The sequence below is a fragment of the Tenacibaculum sp. FZY0031 genome (assembly GCF_036350695.1).
GTDB lineage: Bacteria > Bacteroidota > Bacteroidia > Flavobacteriales > Flavobacteriaceae > Polaribacter.
The window spans coordinates 151031-174460 of record NZ_JAZDVY010000001.1; the positions used below are offsets into that span (position 1 = coordinate 151031).

A 23430-nucleotide genomic window follows, 5' to 3' on the forward strand; every position below is an offset into this window, starting at 1 on the left:
TATAATATTTAAAGGTGTTTTTTGTTAGTAAAAATAAACATGCAGCCAATTCTTTTTTAGTCAATTCAAAATTCGTAATTAAAAACTTACTCCACCTCTTTATAAAAAGTCAATTCATAATCTGGCAACAAATTAGGGTGTGTAATTTTTATCAAATCTTTTAACACCAAATCTGGTCGTACAGGAGAGAGTTCAAAGTAAATTAAACCACCGGTTTCTCCTTTGTTGTGCCCGATAGAAAATATCTTGTTATTGGTAAAGGCATCAAACTCTTTGTAATGAATATTTGCGGTAGTTAACTGTTCTTTGGTAGCGTACAAGCCACAGTTAAACCAAAAAGCGGCATGTTGTCCTTTTTCCAATACGCTTTCAAAACTTAGTGGCAAACTACCCGTTCCTTTCGTGTCTTTCCATAAGTAATGTAAGTTCGCATCGTTATAAAACGTCGCAATAAAGCTTTCACCCGCAGGAACATTCCATACATCTTTAAACATGCTTCCAGATAAAATGGTAGGCTGTTTATCGCTGTTTTTAGCAATTTCTTTCGCTTTTAGGTATTCCTTTTCTATGTTGTTGAAAATACTGTCTGCTTCCTTTTCTTTGCCGTATAAAGCCCCAAAAAACTTAATCCATTCCGCTCTTCCTAAAGGCGTTTCTTCCAGCCAATCGCCATTAAAAATGACAGGAATTCCCGTTTTTTTGATGTTTTGGTATAGTTTCGTATTTGGATGAAGCGCAAAACCAACCACCAATTCTGGTTCAATATCAATCAACTTTTCGGTATTCATATCTTGTTCCAAACCTAATTCAATAATCTTACCTTCGTCAATTCTTTTTCTTGTCCTTTTTGAAGAAACATATTTGGTATGCGGAAAACCAACAATAGTGTTTTCAGCATTCAAAAGTTCCAACATCGGAACATGTGTAGTACTGGTAACCACTATTTTTTCGATAGGAACTTTAATTTCATTTTTAGAAAGGTTGGTTTTATTAGTAAGTGTGTAAGAAAAATATTCGTGTGAGCTTTGAAAAGCTTTTTTGATGACTAATTTTTTTGCTCCGTTTTCTAAGATAATATCAAATCCCTTGGCGTATTTTACAGTGCTTTTAGCAGGTGTTTTTTCAGTAGTTTTTTTAGTTTCTTGTTGACACTGTGTGAACAGAAGTAATAAAGAAAAAATAAGTAAATAGCGTTTCATAGTAAGATGTTTTTATAGATGGAGAGTTAACGTATCTCCGTAGTTTAGTTTTAATTCAAATGATTTTTCCAACGGAATTTCATTCATATATGCCCAAAGACTTCTCATAACTCCCGCATGGGTAATAAGCACTACTTTTTGATGGTTTTTGGTTGTTAATTCGGTTAAAAAACTGGTAGTTCTATGGTGTAAATCGATATAGGATTCTCCGTTTTTAGCAGGAGTTTTTACAAAATCGTTCATCCAAATATCGAGCTCTTTTTTATCAATATCGTTCCATTTTTGGAGTTCCCAATCACCAAAATCAAGTTCTTTTAATCGATTGTCAAAAATTACGTTAGCTGAAAGTTTTTCAGCCAAAAGCTTACAGCGTTGTAAGGGACTGCTGTAATACGTTACATCAGCATCGTTCACAGGAACTTTTTTTAGAATACTACTCACTTCTTCTTCAAAAGTAGTAGCAACCCCTATATCTGCTTGACCATAGCATATACCTTTGGCAATATCAGGTGTGGTATGTCGTACTAAAATAACTTCCATAAGGCGAGTAGGCTTAGATAAAAAACAATTTCAGCTACTTGTTGCAAAGCACCCGCGCAATCTCCTGTTTGACCACCAATCCATTTTTTAAAAAAGTGCCCCATGTACAAATAGGTGAGTAATAAGGGAAGTAATACTAAAAATACCATTGGTTTTTGAAAGAAAAATAAGGGTGCTATTCCAAAAATAGCTGATATGAGTAGCGATTTACTACTCATTTGTTGGGTGGTTGGCTTTATTTTAGAACTGTCAATATCTCTTACATAGTCATGTGTATACAATAAAACCGTTGCGATAAATCGGCTAATACTGTGTCCTGAAATAATAACTAAAATTAGATCGACGGATAGGCTTTGTAAATGATATAAAGCTAAAAACTTTATCGCTAGGATAAAGACCAAACCACTCACTCCGAAAGTTCCGAGTCTGGAATCTTTCATAATGGTTAAAATCTTTTCTTTGGTCCATCCACCACCAAAACCATCGCAAACATCGGCAAATCCATCTTCGTGAAAAGCTCCTGTAATCCAAATAGAACTAATCATGCTTATTACAATCGCAATATTCGTAGGAAAAATATAAGAAGAGGCAAAATAAGCCAGTGCTGCAATACTTCCAACTACAATTCCTACTAAAGAAAAATAACGACTGCTTTTATTGAGTATTTCAGGAGAATGATTTACCCATTTAGGACACGGAATTCGTGTAAAAAACAATATAGCAGTTAAAAAATAATGGATTTGTCTTTTTATCATAACTAAGCTTCGCTAACATTGGCACTTTTAAAAGTCGCCATTTCGTTTAAAAAGTTCACACTCGATTGAATAATAGGAAAGGCAACTGCACAACCTGTTCCTTCCCCTAAGCGTAAGCCTAAATTTAAAAGCGGTTCAGCCTTTAAGAAGGCTAACATTTTTTGATGTCCTTGCTCCCCTGAATTATGACAAAAAATACAATAGTCCAGAATATCAGATTCCATGGCATGCCCCGCTAATAGGGCAGCAGTCACAATAAAACCATCAATAAGTAAAGTCATTTTTAAAGAAGCAGCTTCTAACATGGCTCCACACATCATTACAATTTCAAATCCGCCAAAAGCAGTTAAGGTTTCTATAGGAGTTGAAATAGAATCGGCGTGTAACTTATAAACCTCACATAATGTGTCGACTTTTGTTTGTAGTCCTTTGTCATCCACTCCAGTACCTCTACCCACACAGTTTTCAATAGGTGTATTGGTAAAATAACTCATTAACAAAGCCGCAGATGATGTGTTGCTAATCCCCATTTCACCAAAACCAATAACATTGCAACCTTCGCTATACACCTTTCTTACCAATTGTCTCCCTTTTTCTAAAGCTTCTTGGCATTGTTCTAGCGTCATGGCTTTGGTAGTGCTATAATCTTGTGTCCCTTTTGCTATTTTGGCATTGGTAAGTTGTGGATGCTCTTCAAAATCAGCATTTACACCAGCATCTATAATGTTTAAATGAATGTTATTCTGTTTGCAAAACACATTAATAGCAGCACCTCCATGCAAAAAGTTAAACACCATTTGTTGCGTAACCTCTTGTGGGTACGGACTCACTTTTCCTGTGGTAGCAATTCCATGATCTCCTGCAAAAACCATAATAGTAGGTTTTGAGAGTACAGGTGTAGTGGTATTTTGAATTAAACCAATTTGCATGGCGATTTTTTCTAAACTCCCTAAAGCACCAATTGGCTTGGTTTTGAAGTTGATTTCTTCTTGAAGTTCGTTCTGTAAATCTTTTGATAGGGGAGTTATTGTTGTTGTCATGTGTTATTTTAAAGTTAAAGGAAGTCCAGATACCATAAAAGTAGCTTTATCAGCTAACTTTGCTATGTGTTGGTTCGTCCAGCCTTGTAGTTGTGTAAATTTTCTACCAGATTCGGAGTTGGCATGTAATCCCATACCAATTTCATTAGAAATGATGATAATATTGGCGTCTATTTCAACCAGTTTATTGATTTCTTCTTTGGCGATTTCTAGTGCTTTTTCAATATCATATTTTGTATCTACAAAGAAGTTTGTTAGCCATAATGTAACACAATCAACAACCACCGTTTGTTTTTCAGCAATCACGTTGCTTAACCATTTTTCCTCTTCAACAGTGGTCCAGCGTTCATCTCTATCAGCAACATGTCTGTCAACTCGTTGCTGAAAATTGTCATCCCAAATACGAGAAGTGGCTAGGTAAATAGGGGTGTCAGATAAAGATTCGGCTAGCTTTTGAGCATAGCTACTTTTACCTGAGCGTTCACCTCCTGAGATATAATATATCATGAAATCGCATTTTTTGTTGACACAAAGATTGGAAAGATTTTTAATAAAAAACAAATTAAAATAGAGAACTGTTTATTTTTGCTGAACTAAAACCACGAATTATGACAGTATCTTCTTTTATGCCAGCAGTAACTCAGATGATTTATGACATGGGCTTACAGAACTATTTAAACGGAATTACTTTTGAGTGTCCAGAAGTAGCTTTACAAGAAAAAGAAGTAGCTGTTCGATATAAGTTGGAAGGAAAAGTGTTAACGAGTAAAGAAATAACAGCTATTTTTTCTAAAACCAAGGCAGAAGGGAAGACCTTGTATTATGTTGATGAACCTGTTTTGGAACGTATCGCACCCGACATTGTTTTTACACAAGATGTATGTGATGTTTGCCAGATAGATACAGAATCTGTGGCAAAATCGGCGTATAAACTACCAAAGGTTCCAGAATTAATTTCGATTACTCCTAATTCGTTAGAAGATGTTTTTGAGAATGCATTAACCATTGCAAAAGCTATGAAGCAGGAAGCAATAGGAGAAGCGTATGTAAGTGGATTGAAAAAACGTATTTATGATATTGTAGATGTGCAACGTGAACATAGAATCCAGTCTAAAAGTGTAATGTTGTTAGAATGGATTGATCCGTTGTTTAACTGCGGACACTGGATTCCTCATCAAATAGGATATGCAGGTGGAATCGATTTGTTATCGCATCCATCAGGAGATAGCATTGTAATTTCTTGGGATAAAATCGTAAAATACGATCCAGAGGTATTGATTATCGCTCCTTGCGGATACGGAATTGACAGAACTCTTGAGGATATGAAATTTTTAGAAGAAAGAGAGGAATGGACGTCTTTAAGAGCGGTAAAAAACAAACAAGTGTATATTGCCGACTTTGCCATGTTTACACAATCTTCTGCAGGAACTTTAGTAGAAGGAATTGAATGTTTGGCAAAAATGATTCATCCAGCTTATTATACCCTTCCAGAAAACTTACAAACAAAATTCGCAAATTATCATGATTTGATGGTTGCTAATTTATAAGAATACTATACATTTGCCGTGATTTTTGGTTTTTCTTTAATCACCTATTAAAGAGAATTAAAAGGGAATTCGGTGCAAAACCGAAGCTGTTCCCGCAACTGTAAGCTACTAAGCTTGTAACAATTACTCAAACCACTGTTTTTAAAATGGGAAGGTATGTTGCAAGACGCAAGCCAGGAGACCTGCCAAGATTCAACATGTAATTCGAACTTTCGGGATAAAAGTTTGGGTGTGGTTTTTCTACGCTTATATTTTTCCTGATTTTAAACTTTAATGATTAAGTAGTAATGAAAAAAAAAGTACTTTACTTAAGTGTTTTAACATCATTTTTTGCGTTTAATATCAATGCGCAAGAACAAGACAAAACAATACAACTAGATGAAGTTGTAATTTCAGATTCTAAATTCAAATTAAAAAAGGAAAATTCTGGAAAAGTTATTCATAAAATAACAGCAGAAACTATTGAAAGAAACAGTGGTAAAAATGTTGTTGATTTAATTAATAGTATTTCAGGAATTGAAATAAACGGAAACACAAGTTCACCAGGACAAACTTTAGGAGTTTTTGTTAGAGGAGGAAGTACTAAAGAAGTAGTCGTTTTAATTGATGGAATTCAGGTGTCTAATCCATCAAGTAGCTCTGGAAGTTTTGATTTAAGATTATTAGACTTAAATGATGTTGAATCTATAGAGGTTATTAAAGGAGCAGCCAGTACTTTATATGGAACAGGAGCAGCAACAGCTGTAATAAATATTAAGTTAAAAGAAGCAAAATCAAATAAAACCAATGTAGCGTTATCGTTGTTTGGTGGAACAAATAATGACCAAAATACGAAGAGTGGCACAAGCATTCAAAGTTCAGCAAATGTGAATGGGAAAATCAATGATTTTAACTATTTAGTAAGCTTTTCTTCTCTAGATACAAAAGGAACATCTGCAGCAAGAGCAGAAGGGGGAGAGACTTTCAAAGCAGATCCTTTCCAACGTATTTCTACAAATGTGAAGTTAGGTTATAAGTTTAATGATAAGTTTTCTATCAATACTCTAGGGAGTTATAGTGAATTTACCAATAGTTATGATGGAGGTTCTTTCGCAGATGCTGATAACGTTTCGTTAGATAAAAGCTATAGAGTAAGTTTATCTCCTAAATACGAATACGGAAATGGAAGTGTACAAATAAATATGGCCTACAGTAAGTACGATTCTAATAGAGTTAATACTCAGTATCCAGGAATAAGCAAAGGTGAAAACTATATAGCTGATGCATTTTTAAAGCATGAATTTGATAAAATATACTTTTTAGCTGGGGTTAATTTTCAACATAATACAATTGAAACGTATGCTATTCCTTATGGAGAAACCGAGTTAACGAAGACAGAGTATTCAGAGGAACCAACAACAAAATTGATAGATCCATACGTGAACGCTGTTTATGTATCAGATTTTGGATTGAACGTTAATGCTGGAGTTCGATTGAATAACCATAATAAATATGGTAACCACTTTGTATATAACGTAAATCCATCTTATAGAATTAAACAAGAAAATGGGTATGTTAAATTTTTAGCATCATACAGTACAGCTTTTATAGCTCCTTCTGTTCAAGATTTATATGCTTCTTGGGGGAATGTTGATTTAGAACCACAAGAGAGTATAACCTATGAAGGAGGAGTAGAGTACAAGCTAAACTCATTAGTGCTTAATGCTGTTTATTTTAATAGAGATATAGAAAATATAATTGCATACAATCCTACAACGTATACAATGGACAATATTGGTGATGCTGTTGTAAATGGGGTTGAGTTTAATGTAAATTATAAATTATTAGAAAGTTTAGGTTTGAATACTAATTATACCTACACAAATAATGAAGAAACAGCCATTAGAATTCCAAAACATAAAATTAACGCAGGAGTAAATTATGAAATTAAAGCTACTAATTTGTCGTTAAATTACCAATATGTTAGTGATAGAGATGATACAGATTTTAGAGGATTCCCTTATGAGAATGTTTCACTAGAATCATATTCGTTGTTAGATTTTTCAGCTAATCATAAGTTGAACGATAATGTAAAGTTATTTTTAGGAGTAACTAACATTTTAAATGAAGATTATCAAGAAACTTTAGGATATACAACTCTTGGAAGAAATTATAAATTGGGAGTTCGTTTATCCTTTTAATTTATAGAGCGTCCCCCAAAATAAACAGGGAAATATTGCTATGCATAAGCTCACCAATTTGGTGAGCTTATTTTTTATAAAAACTTTTCTTGTATTTCTTTAGAAGGAATCATACAGGCATCTTTTTTACCAAACCATTTGTAACGATTTTTAGCAATATAATCGTATACAATATTTCTAAGCCCCTCTGGAAATACCCAAAAAACTTGTGTTAATTTCCAGATTCCACCAAAACCATTCATAATTTTTAACGCAGCCGTAGATTTGATATCATAAGCAACATTTGGATCATATAGTATAATAGAATCAACCTTTGAAGTGTCTATTCCTAAATATTGTGTAATTTCTTTTCCTATATCAGACTGAAGAGAAGTAAAAACAAACTGATTTTTCACGTCATATTTTATAACTTTTAGCACACTATTGTTGCAAAAATTACACACACCATCAAACAAAATCACTTTTTTATCACTAGGTAAATTGTTCATATTTAATTTTTTGTAAAAAATTAAGCGCTAACTTGTAACATTAATCAAAATTAAGCGTCTTGTAAGAAAGTAAATAACGATTTAACAATAATTTATCAGTAGATTAGAAAGATCAGTATTTATTTTTATTTAAAAATTAACTAACACTATGATTCGAATAGAAAATCTTCACAAATCTTACCCTATAGGAAAAGACTCACTTCATGTTTTAAAAGGGCTAGATTTACATATAAAAGAAGGCGAATTTGTGTCTATTATGGGATCTTCAGGGTCTGGAAAATCTACCTTATTAAATATTGTAGGATTATTAGATACGCACGATGAAGGAAACTATTACTTAAACGGACAGTTAATAGAAAACTTAAATGAAAAGAAAGCTGCGGTATTGCGTAACAAGTTTTTAGGATTCGTTTTCCAGTCATTTAACTTAATTTCTTACAAAACCGCTTTAGAGAATGTTGCATTACCGTTATACTACAAAGGAGTTTCTAGGAAAGAACGATTAGAAATAGCTTTAGAGTACCTTGAAAAAGTAGGATTAAAAGAATGGGCTAATCACTTGCCAAACGAGCTTTCTGGAGGTCAAAAGCAACGAGTAGCAATTGCAAGAGCTTTAGCCACCAAACCAAAAGTAGTGTTAGCAGATGAACCAACAGGAGCATTAGATTCAACTACAACCGATTCGGTAATGGATTTACTAAAAGAAATTAACGATGAAGGGATGACTGTTTTTGTAATTACACACGAAGAAGAAGTAGCTGCTCAAACCAATAGAGTTGTTCGTTTAAAAGATGGAGTTATCATTAGTGATGAGTTAACAGAAGCGGCAACAAATAAAGCAAAAGCAATTTAATTATGTTTGATTTAGATCGCTGGAGAGAAATATTTCAAAGTATTGGTAAAAATAAGCTGCGTTCGGTTTTATCAGGATTCACCGTAGCCTTTGCAATTTTACTATTTACCTTATTATTCGGAATTGTGTCAGGATTGCAAAATCAGTTTAAAACAGCTTTTGTAGACGATGCAACCAATGCTATGTTTGTAAGAGTATGGAAAACATCCAAACCTTATAAAGGATTACAAACAGGAAGAAGAATTCAACTTAAAAATAAAGATTTTGACTACGTAAAAGATACCTACGATAACAAAATTCAACATTTAACAGCAAGAATATATAAGAGCGTAAATATTACTTATAAAAACAATCAAAATAACTACCAGTTAAGAGCAGTTCATCCTGATCATCAATTTTTAGAAAAAACAATTATTGATGAAGGAAGGTATATTAACGACTTAGACTTAAAAAATAAATCTAAAGTAATTGTAATTGGTAGGCTTGTAAAGCAAGATTTATTTGGAGAAAAGCCAGCGTTAGGAAAAAGAGTAAATGTTGATGGGATTTCGTATAAAGTAGTCGGAATATTTTCAGATAAAGGAGGAGATAATGAAGAACGATTGACCTATATGCCTGTTACAACAGCTCAGAAATTATATGGAAACAACGATTACATCAGTCAAATTAATATAGGATATGACCCTAAACTAAACCTTGATCAAGCCATTACATTTGGGAATCGACTAGAAAGAGATTTACGTAATAAGCTAGATATTCATCCTGATGATCAAAGTGCGTTATCTGTAAGAAATATGGCAGAAGCAAATAAAGGAATCAACCAATTTATGTTTGCATTGTACTTTATTGTCATTTTTGTAGGTTCAGGTACCTTAATTGCAGGAATTATTGGTATTAGTAATATTATGATTTTTGTGATTAAAGAGCGTACCAAAGAGTTCGGAATCCGTAAAGCATTAGGAGCAAAACCTTCTTCAATTATTGGTATGGTAATTCAAGAGTCTATTTTAATAACCACTATCGCGGGGTATTTAGGACTGAGTTTAGGAACCTATATTTTAAGTGCTATTGGAGATAGTTTAGAAAAATACTTTATCAAAGATCCAAGTGTAAGTCCGGGAATTGTAATAGGAGCTACCATTATTTTAATCTTATCAGGATTAATTGCAGGGTATTTACCAGCAAAAAAGGCAGCACAAATTAAACCAATTGTAGCACTAAGAGCAGACTAATTATGAAGTTTTTATTTGATTCAGACACTTGGCAAGAAATTTACGGAAGTATTCGTAAAAACAAATTAAGAACGGGTATCACCATTGTAGGTGTGCTATGGGGAATTTTCATATTAGTTGTCTTGTTAGGGGCTGCGCGTGGTATGGAAAACAATTTTAAAAGAATTTTTGGAGACTTTGCAACCAATAGTGTTTTTATGTGGACGCAGAGAACTGATATGCCTTTTAAAGGGTTTCAAAAAGGAAGAAGATTTAATTTAACCTTTAAAGACATTGAGGTACTTGAAAAAGAATACGCCAATGAAATAAAGCTATTAGCACCTAGAAATCAAACTAACGGTACTGTTGTTAAAGATTTTAAATCAGGTGATTTTCAGGTAAGTGGTGATTATCCAGTGCTAGATCGTGTACAAAAGAAAGATTTAATCTACGGAAGATTTCTCAATCAAAACGACATTAAGAACAATTCCAAAGTTTGTGTTATTTCTGAAGATATGTACAAACAACTGTTCGATAAAAAGGAAATACCTATTGGACAGTATGTGAAGATTAGCAACGTAAACTATAAGGTTGTAGGAGTATATAAGGTTTCTAATACAATCAACATCGATGGAGACACAGCGTATATTCCATTTACTACCTTTCAAAAAGTATACAACACATCCAATAAAGTAGATTGGATGATGATTACAGCCAATGAAGGAGTAGATATCAAGCAGATGGAAAAAGACATTCTGTTAACCTTAAAAAACTTACACAAAGTACATCCAGACGATAAAAGAGCTTTCGGTAGTGTAAACTTAGGAGACCAAATAGATAAGTTAATGGGCTTTTTAACAGGAATGCAGTTTCTAACTTGGTTTGTAGGAATTGCAACCTTAATAGCAGGGGTTTTTGCCATCGGTAATATCTTGTTAATAACCGTAAAAGAGCGTACGAAAGAAATTGGAATCAGAAGAGCTTTAGGAGCAACTCCCAAAAGTATAAGAAGACAAATAGTATTAGAATCTGTATTCTTAACCACCGTAGCAGGCATGTTAGGAATTATTTTTGGAGGATTTGTTTTATTCTTACTAGACCGTTTAGTAGGAAGTGGAGACGATCCAACACTCGTAAATCCAACCGTAAATATACCCATAGTAATGTTGGCTTTTTTAATCTTAGTAGTTTTAGGAACCTTAATAGGATTAATACCAGCATATATGGCAACAGTAGTAAAACCAATCGAAGCATTAAGAGAAGAATAAAAAAAGAAACAATCAATTAATCATGAGCAAAAGAGCAAAAATTATCTTAGGAATAGTAGCACTATTATTTGTAGTCATCCTAATTTGGTTAGGGAAGAAAAATCAAAAAAGTGTGGTAACCTATGAAACAGAAAAACCATTTAAAACCACAATCGTAAAAAAAGCGGTAGCTACCGGAAAAGTGGTTCCCTTAGAAGAAGTTGAAATCAAACCTCAAATTGCAGGAATTATAGACAAAATTGTTGTTGAAGAGGGAGCTATTGTTAAAGCAGGAGATTTATTAGCAACGGTAAGAGTTGTGCCAAACGAACAATCATTACAAAGTGCTAGAGGAAGAATAAACTCAGTGCAAATTCAATTAAACAATGCAAAAACTCAATACGATAGAAACAAGAAACTTTTTGATAATGGAGTCATTTCTAGTCAAGAATTTGAAGCCTCTCAATTGTCGTATAACCAAGCAAAAAACGACTTAACCAATGCTCAAAATGATTACCAAATCATTAAAAAAGGATCTGTAGGTTCTGCTGGAGCTAATACAAATATTAGAGCTACCACCTCTGGTATGGTAGTAGAAATTCCTGTTAAAAAAGGATATCAAGTAATTCAATCTAACAATTTTAATGCAGGGACTACCATTGCTACCATTGCAGATATGGAGAAAATGATTTTTGAAGGGCAAGTTGACGAATCAGAAGTAGGTAAATTGGTAAAAGGCTCAAACATTCAAGTTTCATTAGGGGCGATTGAAAGTAAGAAGTTTCCAGCAGTTTTGAACTTTATAGCTCCAAAAGGAACCGAAGAAAACGGAGCGGTCCAATTTAAAATTAAAGCAGATGTAACACTTGATGAAAATTATTTTGTAAGAGCCGGTTATAGTGCCAATGCAGATATCGTTTTAGAGAAAAAGGACAGTGTTTTATCGATCAAAGAATCGTTATTGCGTTTTGATAAAAAAACAGAAGAACCATATGTAGAGATTAAAAAAGGAGAAGATGAGTTTGAAAAACGCGAGTTAAAACTAGGAGTTTCTGATGGTGTAAATATTGAAGTACTAGAAGGGGTAACCGCTAATGACGAAATTAAAATATGGAACAAAGCATCGAAAGATGACGAAAAGAAAAATTAATACTATTTAGATAAAGTATTGATTAATAGTTGGAAAGCAGTTCTTTTAAGAGCTGCTTTTTACTTTTATGGTATAATATAACACACTCATATCCAAAAAGGTGTCATTCAGGGAAGTAAAGGTGGAAAAGGGACTTTTGTTGTAGATATTTGGAGTGCTCAAACTACAGAGTACTTAATTTAATTTATTGGGGAAAATTAAATTATTTAAATAAGGGGTAAAAAGCAGCTTTTTTAAAAGCTGCTTTTTTTTAGATATATTTTTTAACCTTTATAAAAAGGTAACTTCACTACTTTAGCAGGAATTTGTTTCTTACGAACTTGGATAAATATATCACTATCAACTTTAGAGTTTTCAATAGTAACATATCCTAATCCAATTCCTTTTCCTAATGACGGACTCATTGTACCGGAAGTAACACGACCAATATTGTTTCCATTAGCATCAACAATTTCATAATCATGACGAGGAACACCACGCTCTGTTAATTCAAAAGCAACTAATTTACGAGTAACACCTGCTTCTTTTTGAGCTTTTAAAGCCTCAGCATTTACAAAGTCTTTTGTAAACTTAGTAATCCAACCTAAGCCAGCTTCTAAAGGAGAAGTTGTATCATCAATATCGTTGCCATATAAACAATATCCCATTTCTAAACGTAAGGTATCACGAGCAGCCAAACCAATAGGTTTAATTCCCCAATCTTTACCAGCTTCAAAAACGTTGTTCCAAAGTTGTTCAACATCTTCATTTTTTACATATACCTCAAATCCACCAGAACCTGTATATCCAGTAGCAGAAACTACGACATTCGGAATCCCTGCAAAATCAGTGATTTCAAACGTGTAAAACTTAATAGTAGATAAGTCTACCGAAGTTAACGATTGCATTGCCTCTGCAGCTTTTGGACCTTGAATAGCTAATAACGACCATTCTTCAGAACGGTTTTCCATTTCAACGTTTAAATCGTTGTGCTGAGAAATCCAGTTCCAATCTTTTTCAATATTAGAGGCATTAACCACTAACATATACTCATTTTCGGCAATCATGTAAATAATTAAATCATCTACAATTCCTCCATCAGCATTAGGCATACAGCTATATTGTGCTTTACCAGGAACTAATTTAGAAGCGTCGTTAGAAGATATTTTTTGAATCAAAGCCAATGCATTTTCTCCTTTTAAAAAGAACTCTCCCATATGACTTACATCAAAAACACCAACTCCTTTTCTAACAGTTTCGTGTTCAGCAGTTACTCCTTCGTATTGTACAGGCATGTTATAACCTGCAAAAGGAACCATTTTAGCTCCTAAAGCTTCATGTACATGTGATAAAGCTGTATTTTTCATGTGTTTGTTTTTTATTATTTGTATTAACGCATGTAACCTTTGGTAAATAAAACAACCGTTATAGGGTATATTTTATTTATGTAGGTTTCATTATTGTGTATTGTTTGTTTTAAAAAAGTGATGCTAAAGTATTGAAAAATTAGCAAACAATACAGGCGAATCTGTGTAATATTATAAGAGGATATTACCTAAATGTTTGTTAATATTTTCCTTATTCTACAATAGAATACTAAATTTGAGAGTAACAAATTTTATCACGATGCTAAAAAAACTATTATTTCCTCTTTTCTTACTAAATATATGTGTTGTTGTATCAGCACAAGCCCCTACAGATTATTTATCAGCCGATTTTCATAAAGAGCGAAGAGCAATTTTACGATCAAAAATGCCTAAAAATGCCGTAGCAGTTGTTTTTGCGAATCCTACCCGAAATAGAGCGAATGATGTAGATTATGTATTTCATCAAGATCCTAATTTTTACTATTTAACTGGGTTTAGAGAGCCCAATGCGGTTTTGGTACTATTTTCTGAAAATCAAAAAGACGCTGAAGGGAATAGTTATAACGAAATACTATATGTGCCTAAAAAAGATCCTCGATTTGAAATGTGGAATGGTAAACGTTTAGGAGTTGAAGGAGCAAAAAAAGAGTTAGGGTTTGCGATGGCAAAAACATCAGAAGCATTTGTTACAGATGCTATTAATTTTAAAAGCTTCAATAAAGTAAACATATTAAAGTTTAATGATGATTATAGAAACTCAGAAAGAGATAAAGGAGAGATTTACGATTTAGTAAAATCGTTTAAAAAGCAATCTGGATATAATGATAGTGTGTTAAAAGACCCAAATATAGCGTATATTCATAAGGCTATAGCAAATGTACCTGATGCGAAATTAGAAGAGGTGGCTAAAGAGCTTTCTAAAAGTTTAGAGAGTTATCCAGAGTATAAAAAAGACCCGATAATAAAAGAGTATATCTCCGCTACAGATGATGGATTACGAAGAGAACTCAAACAAAAAATAAAAATTAAACTTCAAAAAAATGGTGAATCGAATATAGACATTACTTTTTTACCCACAGCACTTGCTGAAATGCGGGAAGTAAAAACACCAGAAGAATTAAAACTGTTAACTAAGGCAATACGAATTTCGGCAATAGGACAAGTAGAAGTGATGAAAGCTATGAAACCACACATGTCTGAAACAGAGATTCAAGGAGTTCATGAGTTTGTGTATAAAAAATACGGAGCAGAGTATGAAGGCTATCCATCTATAGTGGGGGCAGGAAACAATGGCTGTGTTTTACATTACATTGAAAACAACAAAACAAAACTTGGAAATGAGCTAGTTTTAATGGATTTAGGAGCGGAGTATAGAGGGTATACAGCTGACGTAACCAGAACCATACCAGCAAACGGTAAGTTTTCTCCAGAACAAAAAGCTATTTACGAATTGGTATTAAAAGCACAAGATGCAGGAATCAAGGTATGTAAACCTGGAAATCAATTTTGGAAGCCAGGAGAGGCAACAAAACAGATTATTAATGAAGGATTAGCAGCTTTGGGTATTATTAGTGCTCCTTCAGCAGAGCATAACTATTTTCCGCATGGTACTTCTCATCATATAGGCTTAGATGTTCATGATCCGGGAACCTATGGCGCTTTTAAAGAAAATATGGTTATTACCGTAGAACCTGGTATTTATATTCCAGAAGGAAGTCCTTGTGATAAAAAATGGTGGGGAATTGCAGTTAGAATAGAAGACGATATTTTAATTACAAAAAACGGACCTGTAAACCTATCAGCAGAAGCTCCAAGAACGGTTGAACATATTGAGAAAATGATGGCTAAAAAAAGCGTTTTAAACGATTTTTTACTGCCTAATTTAGATTGATATAAAAAACAAAAATAATTTGTAATACCATAATATTCATAACGACAGATAACAACCTTTAACCTAAAAAAAAACTACATGAAATTCAACAGAAAGACAATCTCAAACATTGTATTTGTCGTTATTATAGGCTTGTTACTATATCCGCCAACCAAAGTCTATTTTATTCGATTGGTTTCGTTTTCACCTTCTACTATTACAGAAGAAAAAAGAGAAGTATTAAACGATTACGACTGGAATTTAAAAGGGTTAAACACTACGAATATAGATTTTAACGACACCAAGAACAAAGTTGTTTTTGTAAACTTTTGGGCAACTTGGTGTCCGCCATGTATAGCAGAAATGCCAAGTATTCAAAAGTTATATAATGATTATAAAGATAAAGTTGAGTTTGTATTTGTTAGTAATGAAGATTGGACGACTATTGATGCTTTTTATAAAGACAAAGGCTATGATTTACCAACGTATAATATTCTATCAAAAGTACCAGACCAATTAGTAAGCAACTCAATTCCTGCGACGTTTATTATGGATAAAAACGGAACTATTGTCGTAGACAAAAAAGGACCTGCTGACTGGAATAGTGATAAAATTAGAATTTTGTTAGACGAATTACTACAATAGAATATTTACCTTTGTAGCATGAGTCAAGAACAACCAAACAATCCGCTTCACGGAATAAAATTAGCCACCATGTTAGAAGAATTATACTTAGAGTATGGTTGGGAAGAAATGGGAGAAATATTGAATATAAATGCTTTTAAAAAGAACCCAACCTATACATCGAGTTTAAAGTTTTTAAGAACAACCCCTTGGGCAAGAGCTAAAGTAGAAAAGCTGTACCTGCAAATGTCAGGTTATTAAGGTTAGCTTAGTACTAAATTACTCCACTCTTTAGAGTTTTCAAGCATAGGGAAATGCCCTGTGTTTTCAAGCCATCGTAATTCATTATTAGGAATTTCTTTGTGTAATTGCTCTCCAATAGCCCTTACAGCAATAGGATCGTGGGTAGTCCAAACTATTTTTGTAGGAATTTGTGTTTGTGTTAATCCACCAATCCAACGATGCCAAAAAAAGTAACGCTCATTAATATAATTGCTCAATAAATGAATAACATTCCGACCATTATTATAATTTAGCTGAAACCACATTTCGTTTAACTCTTCCTGAGAAACTTTAGAAGCATCAACATAAATTTTGCGAATATTCCTGTTGAAAATAGCTTGATTCGCCAATTTAGCAACCCATTTTCCTGTAATTTTATTCTTTAATAACTTTTGAATAGTTCGTAGTTTGGCTAATTCAATATGCATACTACCATTACACAAAATCAGTTCTTTGATAGAAATTTTCAGGTGATTCATATTGTTTCTAGCAATAATTTCGGTGGCAATACTGGTACCGTAATCATGCGCTAGTATTGTAACCTCATGTAAACCTAGTTTTTTCCATAAAAGTAAGGCTATATCAGCTTGCTCAATTAAAGAATACGAATAGTTTAAAGGTTTATCTGAAAAACCAAACCCTAAATGATCGTGAATAATCACTCTGTATTTTTTTGATAAAAAAGGAAGCGCTTTATAATAATCAAAAGAAGACGTAGGATACCCGTGGAGTATCACAAGAGTTTCATCAGCATTTCCTTCATCAATAACGAAAACTTGCTGATTATTAATGGTGTAAAATTCACCCTTATTTTTCCATTCTAGTGAAGTCATAAATATAGAAGCTTTGGTGTTTACAATGTACTCATTTTTGTGTAGTTTTGATTTAATTTAAAAAGAAAGCTTTATCCATTTCATCGACGTCATATTACCCATTCCGTTGCAAAAAACGTTTACCTATACGGTAACCGAAGCAGAAGCTTCTTTTTTAAAAAAAGGAATGCGTGTAGCGGTTTCTTTCGGAAAAAGTAAGATATATACCGCATTGGTGTTTAATATTCACCAAAATGCACCCGAATTATATGAGGCCAAAGACATTCATCAAATTTTAGATGATACGCCTATTATAACGGAACAACAACTAAAACACTGGCAGTGGATTTCGAGCTATTATATGTGTTCGTTAGGCGATGTATATAGGGCTGCCTTACCATCCGCATTTTTGCTAGAAAGTGAAACCATCATCTATAAAAATGAAAACTTTGAAGAAGAGGCCATATTAACCGATGAGGAGTTTTTAATTTTTGAAGCTTTACAACATCATTCACAGTTAACCATTCATCAGGTTGCTGATATTTTAGGAAAGAAAACCGTACTTCCTATCATTAACGGATTGCTAGAGAAGAGTGCGATTTACATCAAAGAAGAAATTTACGAAACATACAAGCCTAAACTGGTTAAGTATGTTCGATTACATAATAAGTATGCCTCAAATGAAGGCTTACAAATGCTTTTAGAAGAACTTTCAAGAGCGAAAAAGCAACGAGAAGCGGTACTGACGTATTTTCAGTTAGCAGCTTCTAAAAAGCCGATAAAAGCAAAAGATTTAGAAGAACAGTCGGGAGCTTCTTCCGCAGTTTTAAAAGCCTTGGTAGAGAAAGATATTTTTGAATTTTATCATATTCAAACCGATCGAATTAACTATCAAGGAGAAACAAATCAGATAAAAGAGTTGAATGAGTTTCAACAAGAAGCCTTCAATCAAATAAAAACTTCTTTTGAAACACAACAGGTAAGTTTATTACACGGGGTTACAGGTTCTGGTAAAACAGAAATTTATGTAAAGCTGATTAAAGAAGTAATTGCTGAAGGAAAACAGGTATTGTTTTTACTACCAGAAATCGCTTTAACAACCCAAATTATTACCCGTTTACAAAACTATTTTGGAAACTTTATTTCGGTATTCCACTCTAAATACTCGATGAACGAACGGGTAGAGGTGTGGAATAATGTCTTAGAAAACATACCAAAAGCGCAGGTTATTTTAGGAGCGCGTTCTTCGTTGTTTTTACCGTTTTCAAACTTAGGGTTGATTGTAGTAGATGAAGAGCACGAAACGTCGTACAAACAATTTGAACCGTCACCACGTTACAACGCACGCGATGCTTCGGTAGTATTGGGTCATTTACACCAAGCAAAAGTATTGTTAGGTTCTGCAACACCATCAATAGAGAGTTATTTTAATGCTGAGCAAAACAAATACGGATTTATAGCATTAACGCGTCGTTTCGGGAACATTCAGTTGCCTAAAATCGAGCTGATAGACATTAAAGAAAAGCATCGAAAAAAGGAAATGAACGGTCATTTTTCGGATCGTTTATTAAAAATGATTACCGAAGCGTTGGAGGAAAAAGAACAGGTTATTTTATTTCAAAATCGACGTGGATTTTCGCCTGTAGTAGAGTGTACAACTTGTGGTGTTTCTCCTCAATGTCCGAATTGCGATGTGAGTTTAACCTATCATAAATTCCGTAAAGAGTTAAAATGTCATTATTGCCATTACCAACGCGCAATGCCGAACAGTTGTGGTGCTTGTGGAAGTGCTACCTTAGACACCAAAGGTTTCGGAACGGAGCAAATTGAACTCGAGTTAAAAGAGCTATTTCCGAATCATACTATTGGACGAATGGACTTGGATACCACCCGTGGTAAATATGGGTATCAAAAGATTATTGGGGCTTTTGAAGCACAAGAAATTGATATTTTGGTAGGAACGCAAATGCTTTCTAAAGGATTGGATTTTGAAAATGTATCGTTGGTAGGAATCTTAAATGCAGATTCGATGCTTAATTTCCCTGATTTTAGAGCACATGAACGAGCTTTTCAGTTGATGGTACAAGTATCGGGTAGGGCAGGACGTACTAAAAAACAAGGAAATGTAGCGATACAAACCTACAATCCGTATCATCAGATTTTACAGCAGGTATCTACTAACAATTATACAGAAATGTATAAAGAGCAGTTGCAAGATCGTTGGCAGTTTCATTATCCGCCTTACTATCGTTTGATAAAAATAACTTTAAAACATAAAGATTACACGCGTGTTGATAACGGTATCAACTGGTTAGCAAAAGCCTTACAAAATGTGTTTCATGAAAATGTATTAGGTCCTACAGCGCCTGCGGTTTCTCGTATCCGAAACCAGTATATAAAGAATTTGGTAATTAAAATTCCGCCAAAGCAATCCTTAGGAAAAACCAAAGAGCAATTACAAAAAATTAAAAATACCTTTGAAGCGGTCAAAGATTTTAGACCCATCCGTTTTATTATTGATGTGGATGCGTATTAGTTTTCAATTAATAATTGAACTAATGAAAAAATGATTTAAGAGAATAGTTAGTTTGAGTATGATAGAACTTAATTATTAGTTTTTGAAATTTTAGAAATCTTATAGTTTGTACTTCAACAGTTTTTATTTTTCCACAATTTTATTTTCGGCATTATCAATTGATTGCTTACTTTCAAAATACAAATATTTAATATTTTCATATAGTTGGTCGTTATTAATTGTTGATTTTAGTGTGGTAGTTAAAAAGTCATAATTTGTATAGGTGGTTTTAGTTTTTAAAATAGTATTTAACCATTGCCACATTTTCTTCTCTCCAATTTCTTTTTCGATAGCAAGAAAAATAAGCGGTGCATAATTATAAACGTATAACTGCCTGTTTAAATACTCTGATTGTGATTTTATTTTGCTAAAAGGGATAGCTTCTTTTTTAAATTCTTGTAAATTTTCAATCTTTTTATTTCTCATTTTTTCATAAACATCTTTTCCGATATTATTTTTAGTTAGCTGTAAAGCTAAATATTCTGCAAAACCTTCACTCATCATATCCCCGAGTTCGGAATTAAATACTTTATATGTACCGAAATAAAAATGACCTAATTCGTGAGCGATAAATGGACGGTAAAAATTTTGATATTCTGGTTCTATCACCTTCTCTAATCCATTTTGCCAACCAATGCTCATAATTGTTGGATATGATACAAACATCCAGCCGTCTTTTATTGACGTTGGTGTAGTATTTACAAAAACCGTTGCTAGCTCATACGGAATATTGAGTTTGGATTCATAAAATTTCTTGTAATCGTTGATAACAGAACTAAATTCGTTTATTTGTTCGTTGGTAAAATCGGAATTCAAAATATAAGTTTCATCAATTTTGGAATATTCGTAATTACCACAGAAAAGTGTTAACTCTTGTGGAATTTCACTTTTAAAATGAGCCGACTGCTTTTTAACAGGTAAACTTCCGTTTACATAAATTGTATTGCAATCCTCACAAACAATTTTAATGTCGTACCTCACTTTTTCAAAAGCTTTATCTTTTTTTATATCATAAAGAACAGGGTACCAAGCCGATTGAACTCCGTCAGTTCTTAAAGAATTATGATTAAAAGCAATATTTCCCTTCCAATCTTTTCTGCTGTAATTTTCAATGGTGTCATTCACTACCGGAAATTTACCAACATATTTTATTTGTAAAGATTTGGGTAGAAATTTTCCGTCATTACCAGCAAAATAATATGCTAAAGACTCTCCTGTAGAAGTTGAGTCTGACCAGGATTTGTTTGCATAAATCAAAAAGTCATTAGGTTCTTTACTTCTAAAATGAAGTACATTCATTCCTGAATTAAGTCTGATAAAATAATCTTTTAAATGAGGAATATCACTTAAAGTTACATCACACTCAAATGTTCCTTCTTTTATTGAAATGTTTACTTTTCCTGTAATCATCGGGGCTTTCTCCTGTGCTTGAAGTTGAATTGATGACAAAATGATAGTCAGTACTAAAAAGATTTTTTTCATATAAGAATTTATTATTCTAGGGAGTTTGTTTTAAAACTGCCAATAATTCGCTTGAGAATATAAATCCATTCGATGAGTTATATTCAACGTTAGCGAAAGGTATTGGAATTTAGTTAAATTATTTTTCAAAAATTCCGAATATCCACAATATCCCCATTTTGTAGTTTGTTTTGGGTGTCTATGGTAAAAATGGTTTCAGCAACGTACTCAGGAGTGTACAACTGGTCGTTTTCTTTTAAATCGATAAAGCGTTGTACATTTTTAAAATCTTTTTCATCGGTACTTCTAATATCAGTTTGCATATTGGTATCTACCACACCAGGGTAAATCGCATTGCATTTTACCCCATTTTTAAGCTCGTTTTGTTCCGCAGCAATGGTTTTGGTCATCATATCAATGGCTGCTTTAGACGTACAGTAAATACTCCAGCCTTCGTACGGTTTTACCGCAGCTCCAGAAGAAATACTAATAATCTGTTTTTTGCAACTTAGGTGTTGTGTAGCTTCAATAAACAAACTCGATAAAATCAATGGAGTAGTGGTATTCAAATGAATACTTTTGGCAATATCTTCCGAAGGAATGTTTTCTAGGTTCGCTATGGTACCGAGTCTACCGGCATTATTCACCAAGGTAATCGATGAAACGTCCAATTTCTGAATTTCATCTAATAACATTTTAAATGTGTTGTGTGTGGCTTTGGTATCAGATAAATCTACAGAAAGCTGTACTACATTTTCCAAATCTACAATGCTTCTGGATAGTGAGTATACTCTGTAATTTTCTTGTGCGTATTTTTTGGCTAAGGCGCTACCAATTCCTTTACTTCCTCCGGTGATGATGATTATGTTCATAGAGTAAAAATAGGGAAATATAAGTAAACGTCATAGCGAGGAGGTCATTGAGCGAAGTCGAAATGAACGACGTGGCTATCTTTTAGTTGATACAAACTCTAGATAACTTAGAACCAAGAAAAAAGACCACTTCGCTGTTAGTGTAAAGACTTTTTGTAATTATACTATAGTCGTGGATATTGCTATTCTTCTCATATTAACGCCTTATATTATGATCTACAAGAAAATCTTTAAAAATCAAGATAGCAGCCGGTGGGTGTAAGATAAAAAGCTGTTTGAGCGGTCGCGAAATCGTTAGATTCGTGAGTTCTTTGGTAAAAAATAAAGATAACACGAACAATTCTTTTTATCAGTAGAAGGTGTCGTAGTATTTTCTCAAGATTTTATGGCAAGTCTTGATTTTTGTTTCTTTTTATCAAGAAAAAGAATATCAACAATATTTTTTATGTTATGTAGATGTTGTTTTAACCTTAAGGCAGTAGTGTCGTCTTGTGTTGCGATACTTATGCTAGCGTTAGCAGCTATTTGAAAAATTCCTTAGAATTTTCTCAAGTATGATTATTTGAAGAATTCTTTCGAATTTTTTCAATTATGATTATTTGAAGAATTCCTTAGAATTCTCCCAATGCACATCCATTTCAGCGAGGGTCATGTCAGAAAGTTGCTTGCCTTCTTTTTTGGCAGCTTCTTCTAAAAACTGAAAGCGATTGATGAATTTTTTATTGGTTTTTTCCAGTGCATTTTCAGGATTTACCCCAATAAAACGCGCGTAGTTAATCATAGAGAATAAGACATCTCCAAACTCTTTTTCTATTTTTTCTTGATTGTTATTTTTGATTTCTTCGTTCAATTCAGAAAGCTCTTCCTGAACCTTTTCCCACACTTGATGGGGTTCTTCCCAATCAAAACCAACACCTGCCACTTTATCTTGAATACGATTGGCTTTTACTACCGCAGGTAAACTTTTAGGAACACCTTCTAAAACGGATGTATTCCCTTCTTTTAGTTTGAGCTTTTCCCAGTTTTTCTTAACGTCTTCTTCGTTTTCGACAACTACATCACCATAAATATGCGGATGACGGTCGATGAGTTTATCTGAAATGGCGTTGGCAACATCAGCAATGTCGAAAGCTTGTTTTTCGCTTCCTATTTTAGCATAAAAGACGATGTGCAAAAGCACATCGCCTAATTCTTTTTTTATTTCTTGTAAATCGTTGTCTAAAATAGCATCTGCTAACTCGTAGGTTTCTTCAATAGTTAAATGACGCAGACTTTGTAAGGTTTGTTTTTTATCCCACGGACATTGCTCACGAAGGTCGTCCATGATGTCTAACAAACGATTAAAGGCGGCTAACTGTTGCTTACGAGTATTCACGAT

At 33.4% G+C, this 23430-nt stretch carries 21 protein-coding genes and 1 riboswitch; of the genes, 10 read left to right on the forward strand and 11 right to left on the reverse strand.

Features of this window, described 5'->3' with window-relative positions; genetic code table 11:
• Positions 1-86: 86 nt before the first annotated feature.
• Genes V1T75_RS00670 through V1T75_RS00690 form a run of 5 tightly spaced genes read right to left on the reverse strand, consistent with a single transcriptional unit; the run spans position 87 to position 4041 of the window.
• Positions 87-1199: an ABC transporter substrate-binding protein gene (locus V1T75_RS00670; RefSeq protein ID WP_330486636.1), complete on the reverse strand. Its 1113-nt coding sequence runs from the start codon at positions 1197-1199 to the stop codon at positions 87-89.
• Positions 1200-1211: 12 nt separating this feature from the next.
• A complete protein-coding gene (gene cobC / locus V1T75_RS00675) occupies positions 1212-1739 on the reverse strand; it encodes an alpha-ribazole phosphatase (RefSeq protein WP_330486637.1) in 528 nt (175 codons plus the stop codon).
• Entirely contained in the window at positions 1724-2494 is a 771-nt protein-coding gene (locus tag V1T75_RS00680) for an adenosylcobinamide-GDP ribazoletransferase (protein ID WP_330486638.1), read from the reverse strand. Before V1T75_RS00680 ends, cobC begins: the two co-directional genes overlap by 16 nt.
• 2 nt (positions 2495-2496) lie before the next feature.
• Positions 2497-3534, reverse strand: coding sequence for a nicotinate-nucleotide--dimethylbenzimidazole phosphoribosyltransferase (cobT, locus tag V1T75_RS00685; protein WP_330486639.1), 1038 nt, complete (start codon positions 3532-3534; stop codon positions 2497-2499).
• A 3-nt stretch (positions 3535-3537) separates the two neighbouring features.
• Positions 3538-4041, reverse strand: a complete 504-nt coding sequence (locus V1T75_RS00690) for a bifunctional adenosylcobinamide kinase/adenosylcobinamide-phosphate guanylyltransferase (RefSeq protein WP_330486640.1) — start codon at positions 4039-4041, stop codon at positions 3538-3540.
• A gap of 101 nt (positions 4042-4142) precedes the next feature.
• On the opposite strand from V1T75_RS00690, the gene V1T75_RS00695 reads away from it, so the two are divergent.
• Both V1T75_RS00695 and V1T75_RS00700 read left to right on the forward strand, forming a co-directional pair.
• A complete protein-coding gene (locus V1T75_RS00695; protein ID WP_330486641.1) occupies positions 4143-5081 on the forward strand; it encodes an ABC transporter substrate-binding protein in 939 nt (312 codons plus the stop codon).
• Between the two features lie 9 nt (positions 5082-5090).
• A riboswitch (cobalamin riboswitch) is annotated at positions 5091-5285 on the forward strand.
• A gap of 83 nt (positions 5286-5368) precedes the next feature.
• Complete coding sequence (locus tag V1T75_RS00700) at positions 5369-7261, forward strand: TonB-dependent receptor plug domain-containing protein (protein ID WP_330486642.1); 1893 nt, start codon at positions 5369-5371, stop codon at positions 7259-7261.
• A 74-nt stretch (positions 7262-7335) separates the two neighbouring features.
• Here V1T75_RS00700 and V1T75_RS00705 read toward each other — a convergent pair whose 3' ends face one another.
• On the reverse strand, positions 7336-7749 hold the full coding sequence (locus V1T75_RS00705; RefSeq protein WP_330486643.1) for a thiol-disulfide oxidoreductase DCC family protein: 414 nt from the start codon (positions 7747-7749) through the stop codon (positions 7336-7338).
• 148 nt (positions 7750-7897) lie between these two features.
• Here V1T75_RS00705 and V1T75_RS00710 point away from each other — a divergent pair, with 148 nt between their 5' ends.
• From V1T75_RS00710 to V1T75_RS00725, 4 genes are read left to right on the forward strand one after another with little or no spacing between them, the layout of a single operon-like run.
• Positions 7898-8602, forward strand: a complete 705-nt coding sequence (locus V1T75_RS00710; RefSeq protein WP_330486644.1) for an ABC transporter ATP-binding protein — start codon at positions 7898-7900, stop codon at positions 8600-8602.
• 2 nt (positions 8603-8604) lie between these two features.
• The gene (locus tag V1T75_RS00715) at positions 8605-9834 is read left to right on the forward strand and encodes an ABC transporter permease (protein ID WP_330486645.1); all 1230 of its coding nucleotides are present in this window, start codon (positions 8605-8607) and stop codon (positions 9832-9834) included.
• A 2-nt stretch (positions 9835-9836) separates the two neighbouring features.
• Positions 9837-11081, forward strand: coding sequence for an ABC transporter permease (locus V1T75_RS00720; RefSeq protein ID WP_330486646.1), 1245 nt, complete (start codon positions 9837-9839; stop codon positions 11079-11081).
• 22 nt (positions 11082-11103) lie between these two features.
• Positions 11104-12210, forward strand: coding sequence for an efflux RND transporter periplasmic adaptor subunit (locus V1T75_RS00725; protein ID WP_330486647.1), 1107 nt, complete (start codon positions 11104-11106; stop codon positions 12208-12210).
• A gap of 263 nt (positions 12211-12473) precedes the next feature.
• Here the strand turns inward: V1T75_RS00725 and gcvT are convergent, their stop codons facing one another.
• On the reverse strand, positions 12474-13556 hold the full coding sequence (gcvT, locus tag V1T75_RS00730; protein WP_330486648.1) for a glycine cleavage system aminomethyltransferase GcvT: 1083 nt from the start codon (positions 13554-13556) through the stop codon (positions 12474-12476).
• Between the two features lie 259 nt (positions 13557-13815).
• Between gcvT and V1T75_RS00735 the strand changes: the two genes are divergently transcribed.
• The 3 genes from V1T75_RS00735 (at position 13816) to V1T75_RS00745 (ending at position 16311) form a co-directional block, all read left to right on the forward strand.
• Positions 13816-15447, forward strand: a complete 1632-nt coding sequence (locus V1T75_RS00735; RefSeq protein ID WP_330486649.1) for an aminopeptidase P family protein — start codon at positions 13816-13818, stop codon at positions 15445-15447.
• A 78-nt stretch (positions 15448-15525) separates the two neighbouring features.
• Positions 15526-16071 (forward strand): TlpA family protein disulfide reductase, encoded by a 546-nt coding sequence (locus V1T75_RS00740; protein WP_330486650.1) that lies wholly within the window; start codon positions 15526-15528, stop codon positions 16069-16071.
• Between the two features lie 18 nt (positions 16072-16089).
• Positions 16090-16311, forward strand: coding sequence for a VF530 family protein (locus V1T75_RS00745; RefSeq protein WP_330486651.1), 222 nt, complete (start codon positions 16090-16092; stop codon positions 16309-16311).
• Positions 16312-16313: 2 nt separating this feature from the next.
• Here the strand turns inward: V1T75_RS00745 and V1T75_RS00750 are convergent, their stop codons facing one another.
• Complete coding sequence (locus tag V1T75_RS00750; RefSeq protein WP_330486652.1) at positions 16314-17165, reverse strand: alpha/beta fold hydrolase; 852 nt, start codon at positions 17163-17165, stop codon at positions 16314-16316.
• Positions 17166-17256: 91 nt separating this feature from the next.
• On the opposite strand from V1T75_RS00750, the gene priA reads away from it, so the two are divergent.
• Entirely contained in the window at positions 17257-19680 is a 2424-nt protein-coding gene (priA, locus tag V1T75_RS00755; RefSeq protein ID WP_330486951.1) for a replication restart helicase PriA, read from the forward strand.
• A gap of 123 nt (positions 19681-19803) precedes the next feature.
• On the opposite strand, the gene V1T75_RS00760 is transcribed toward priA, so the two are convergent.
• From V1T75_RS00760 to mazG, 3 genes are all read right to left on the reverse strand, one after another.
• Positions 19804-21201, reverse strand: a complete 1398-nt coding sequence (locus tag V1T75_RS00760) for a hypothetical protein (protein ID WP_330486653.1) — start codon at positions 21199-21201, stop codon at positions 19804-19806.
• A gap of 125 nt (positions 21202-21326) precedes the next feature.
• Entirely contained in the window at positions 21327-22052 is a 726-nt protein-coding gene (locus V1T75_RS00765; protein WP_330486654.1) for a (S)-benzoin forming benzil reductase, read from the reverse strand.
• A 595-nt stretch (positions 22053-22647) separates the two neighbouring features.
• Positions 22648-23427: a nucleoside triphosphate pyrophosphohydrolase gene (gene mazG / locus V1T75_RS00770; RefSeq protein WP_330486655.1), complete on the reverse strand. Its 780-nt coding sequence runs from the start codon at positions 23425-23427 to the stop codon at positions 22648-22650.
• Between the last annotated feature and the right edge of the window lie 3 nt (positions 23428-23430).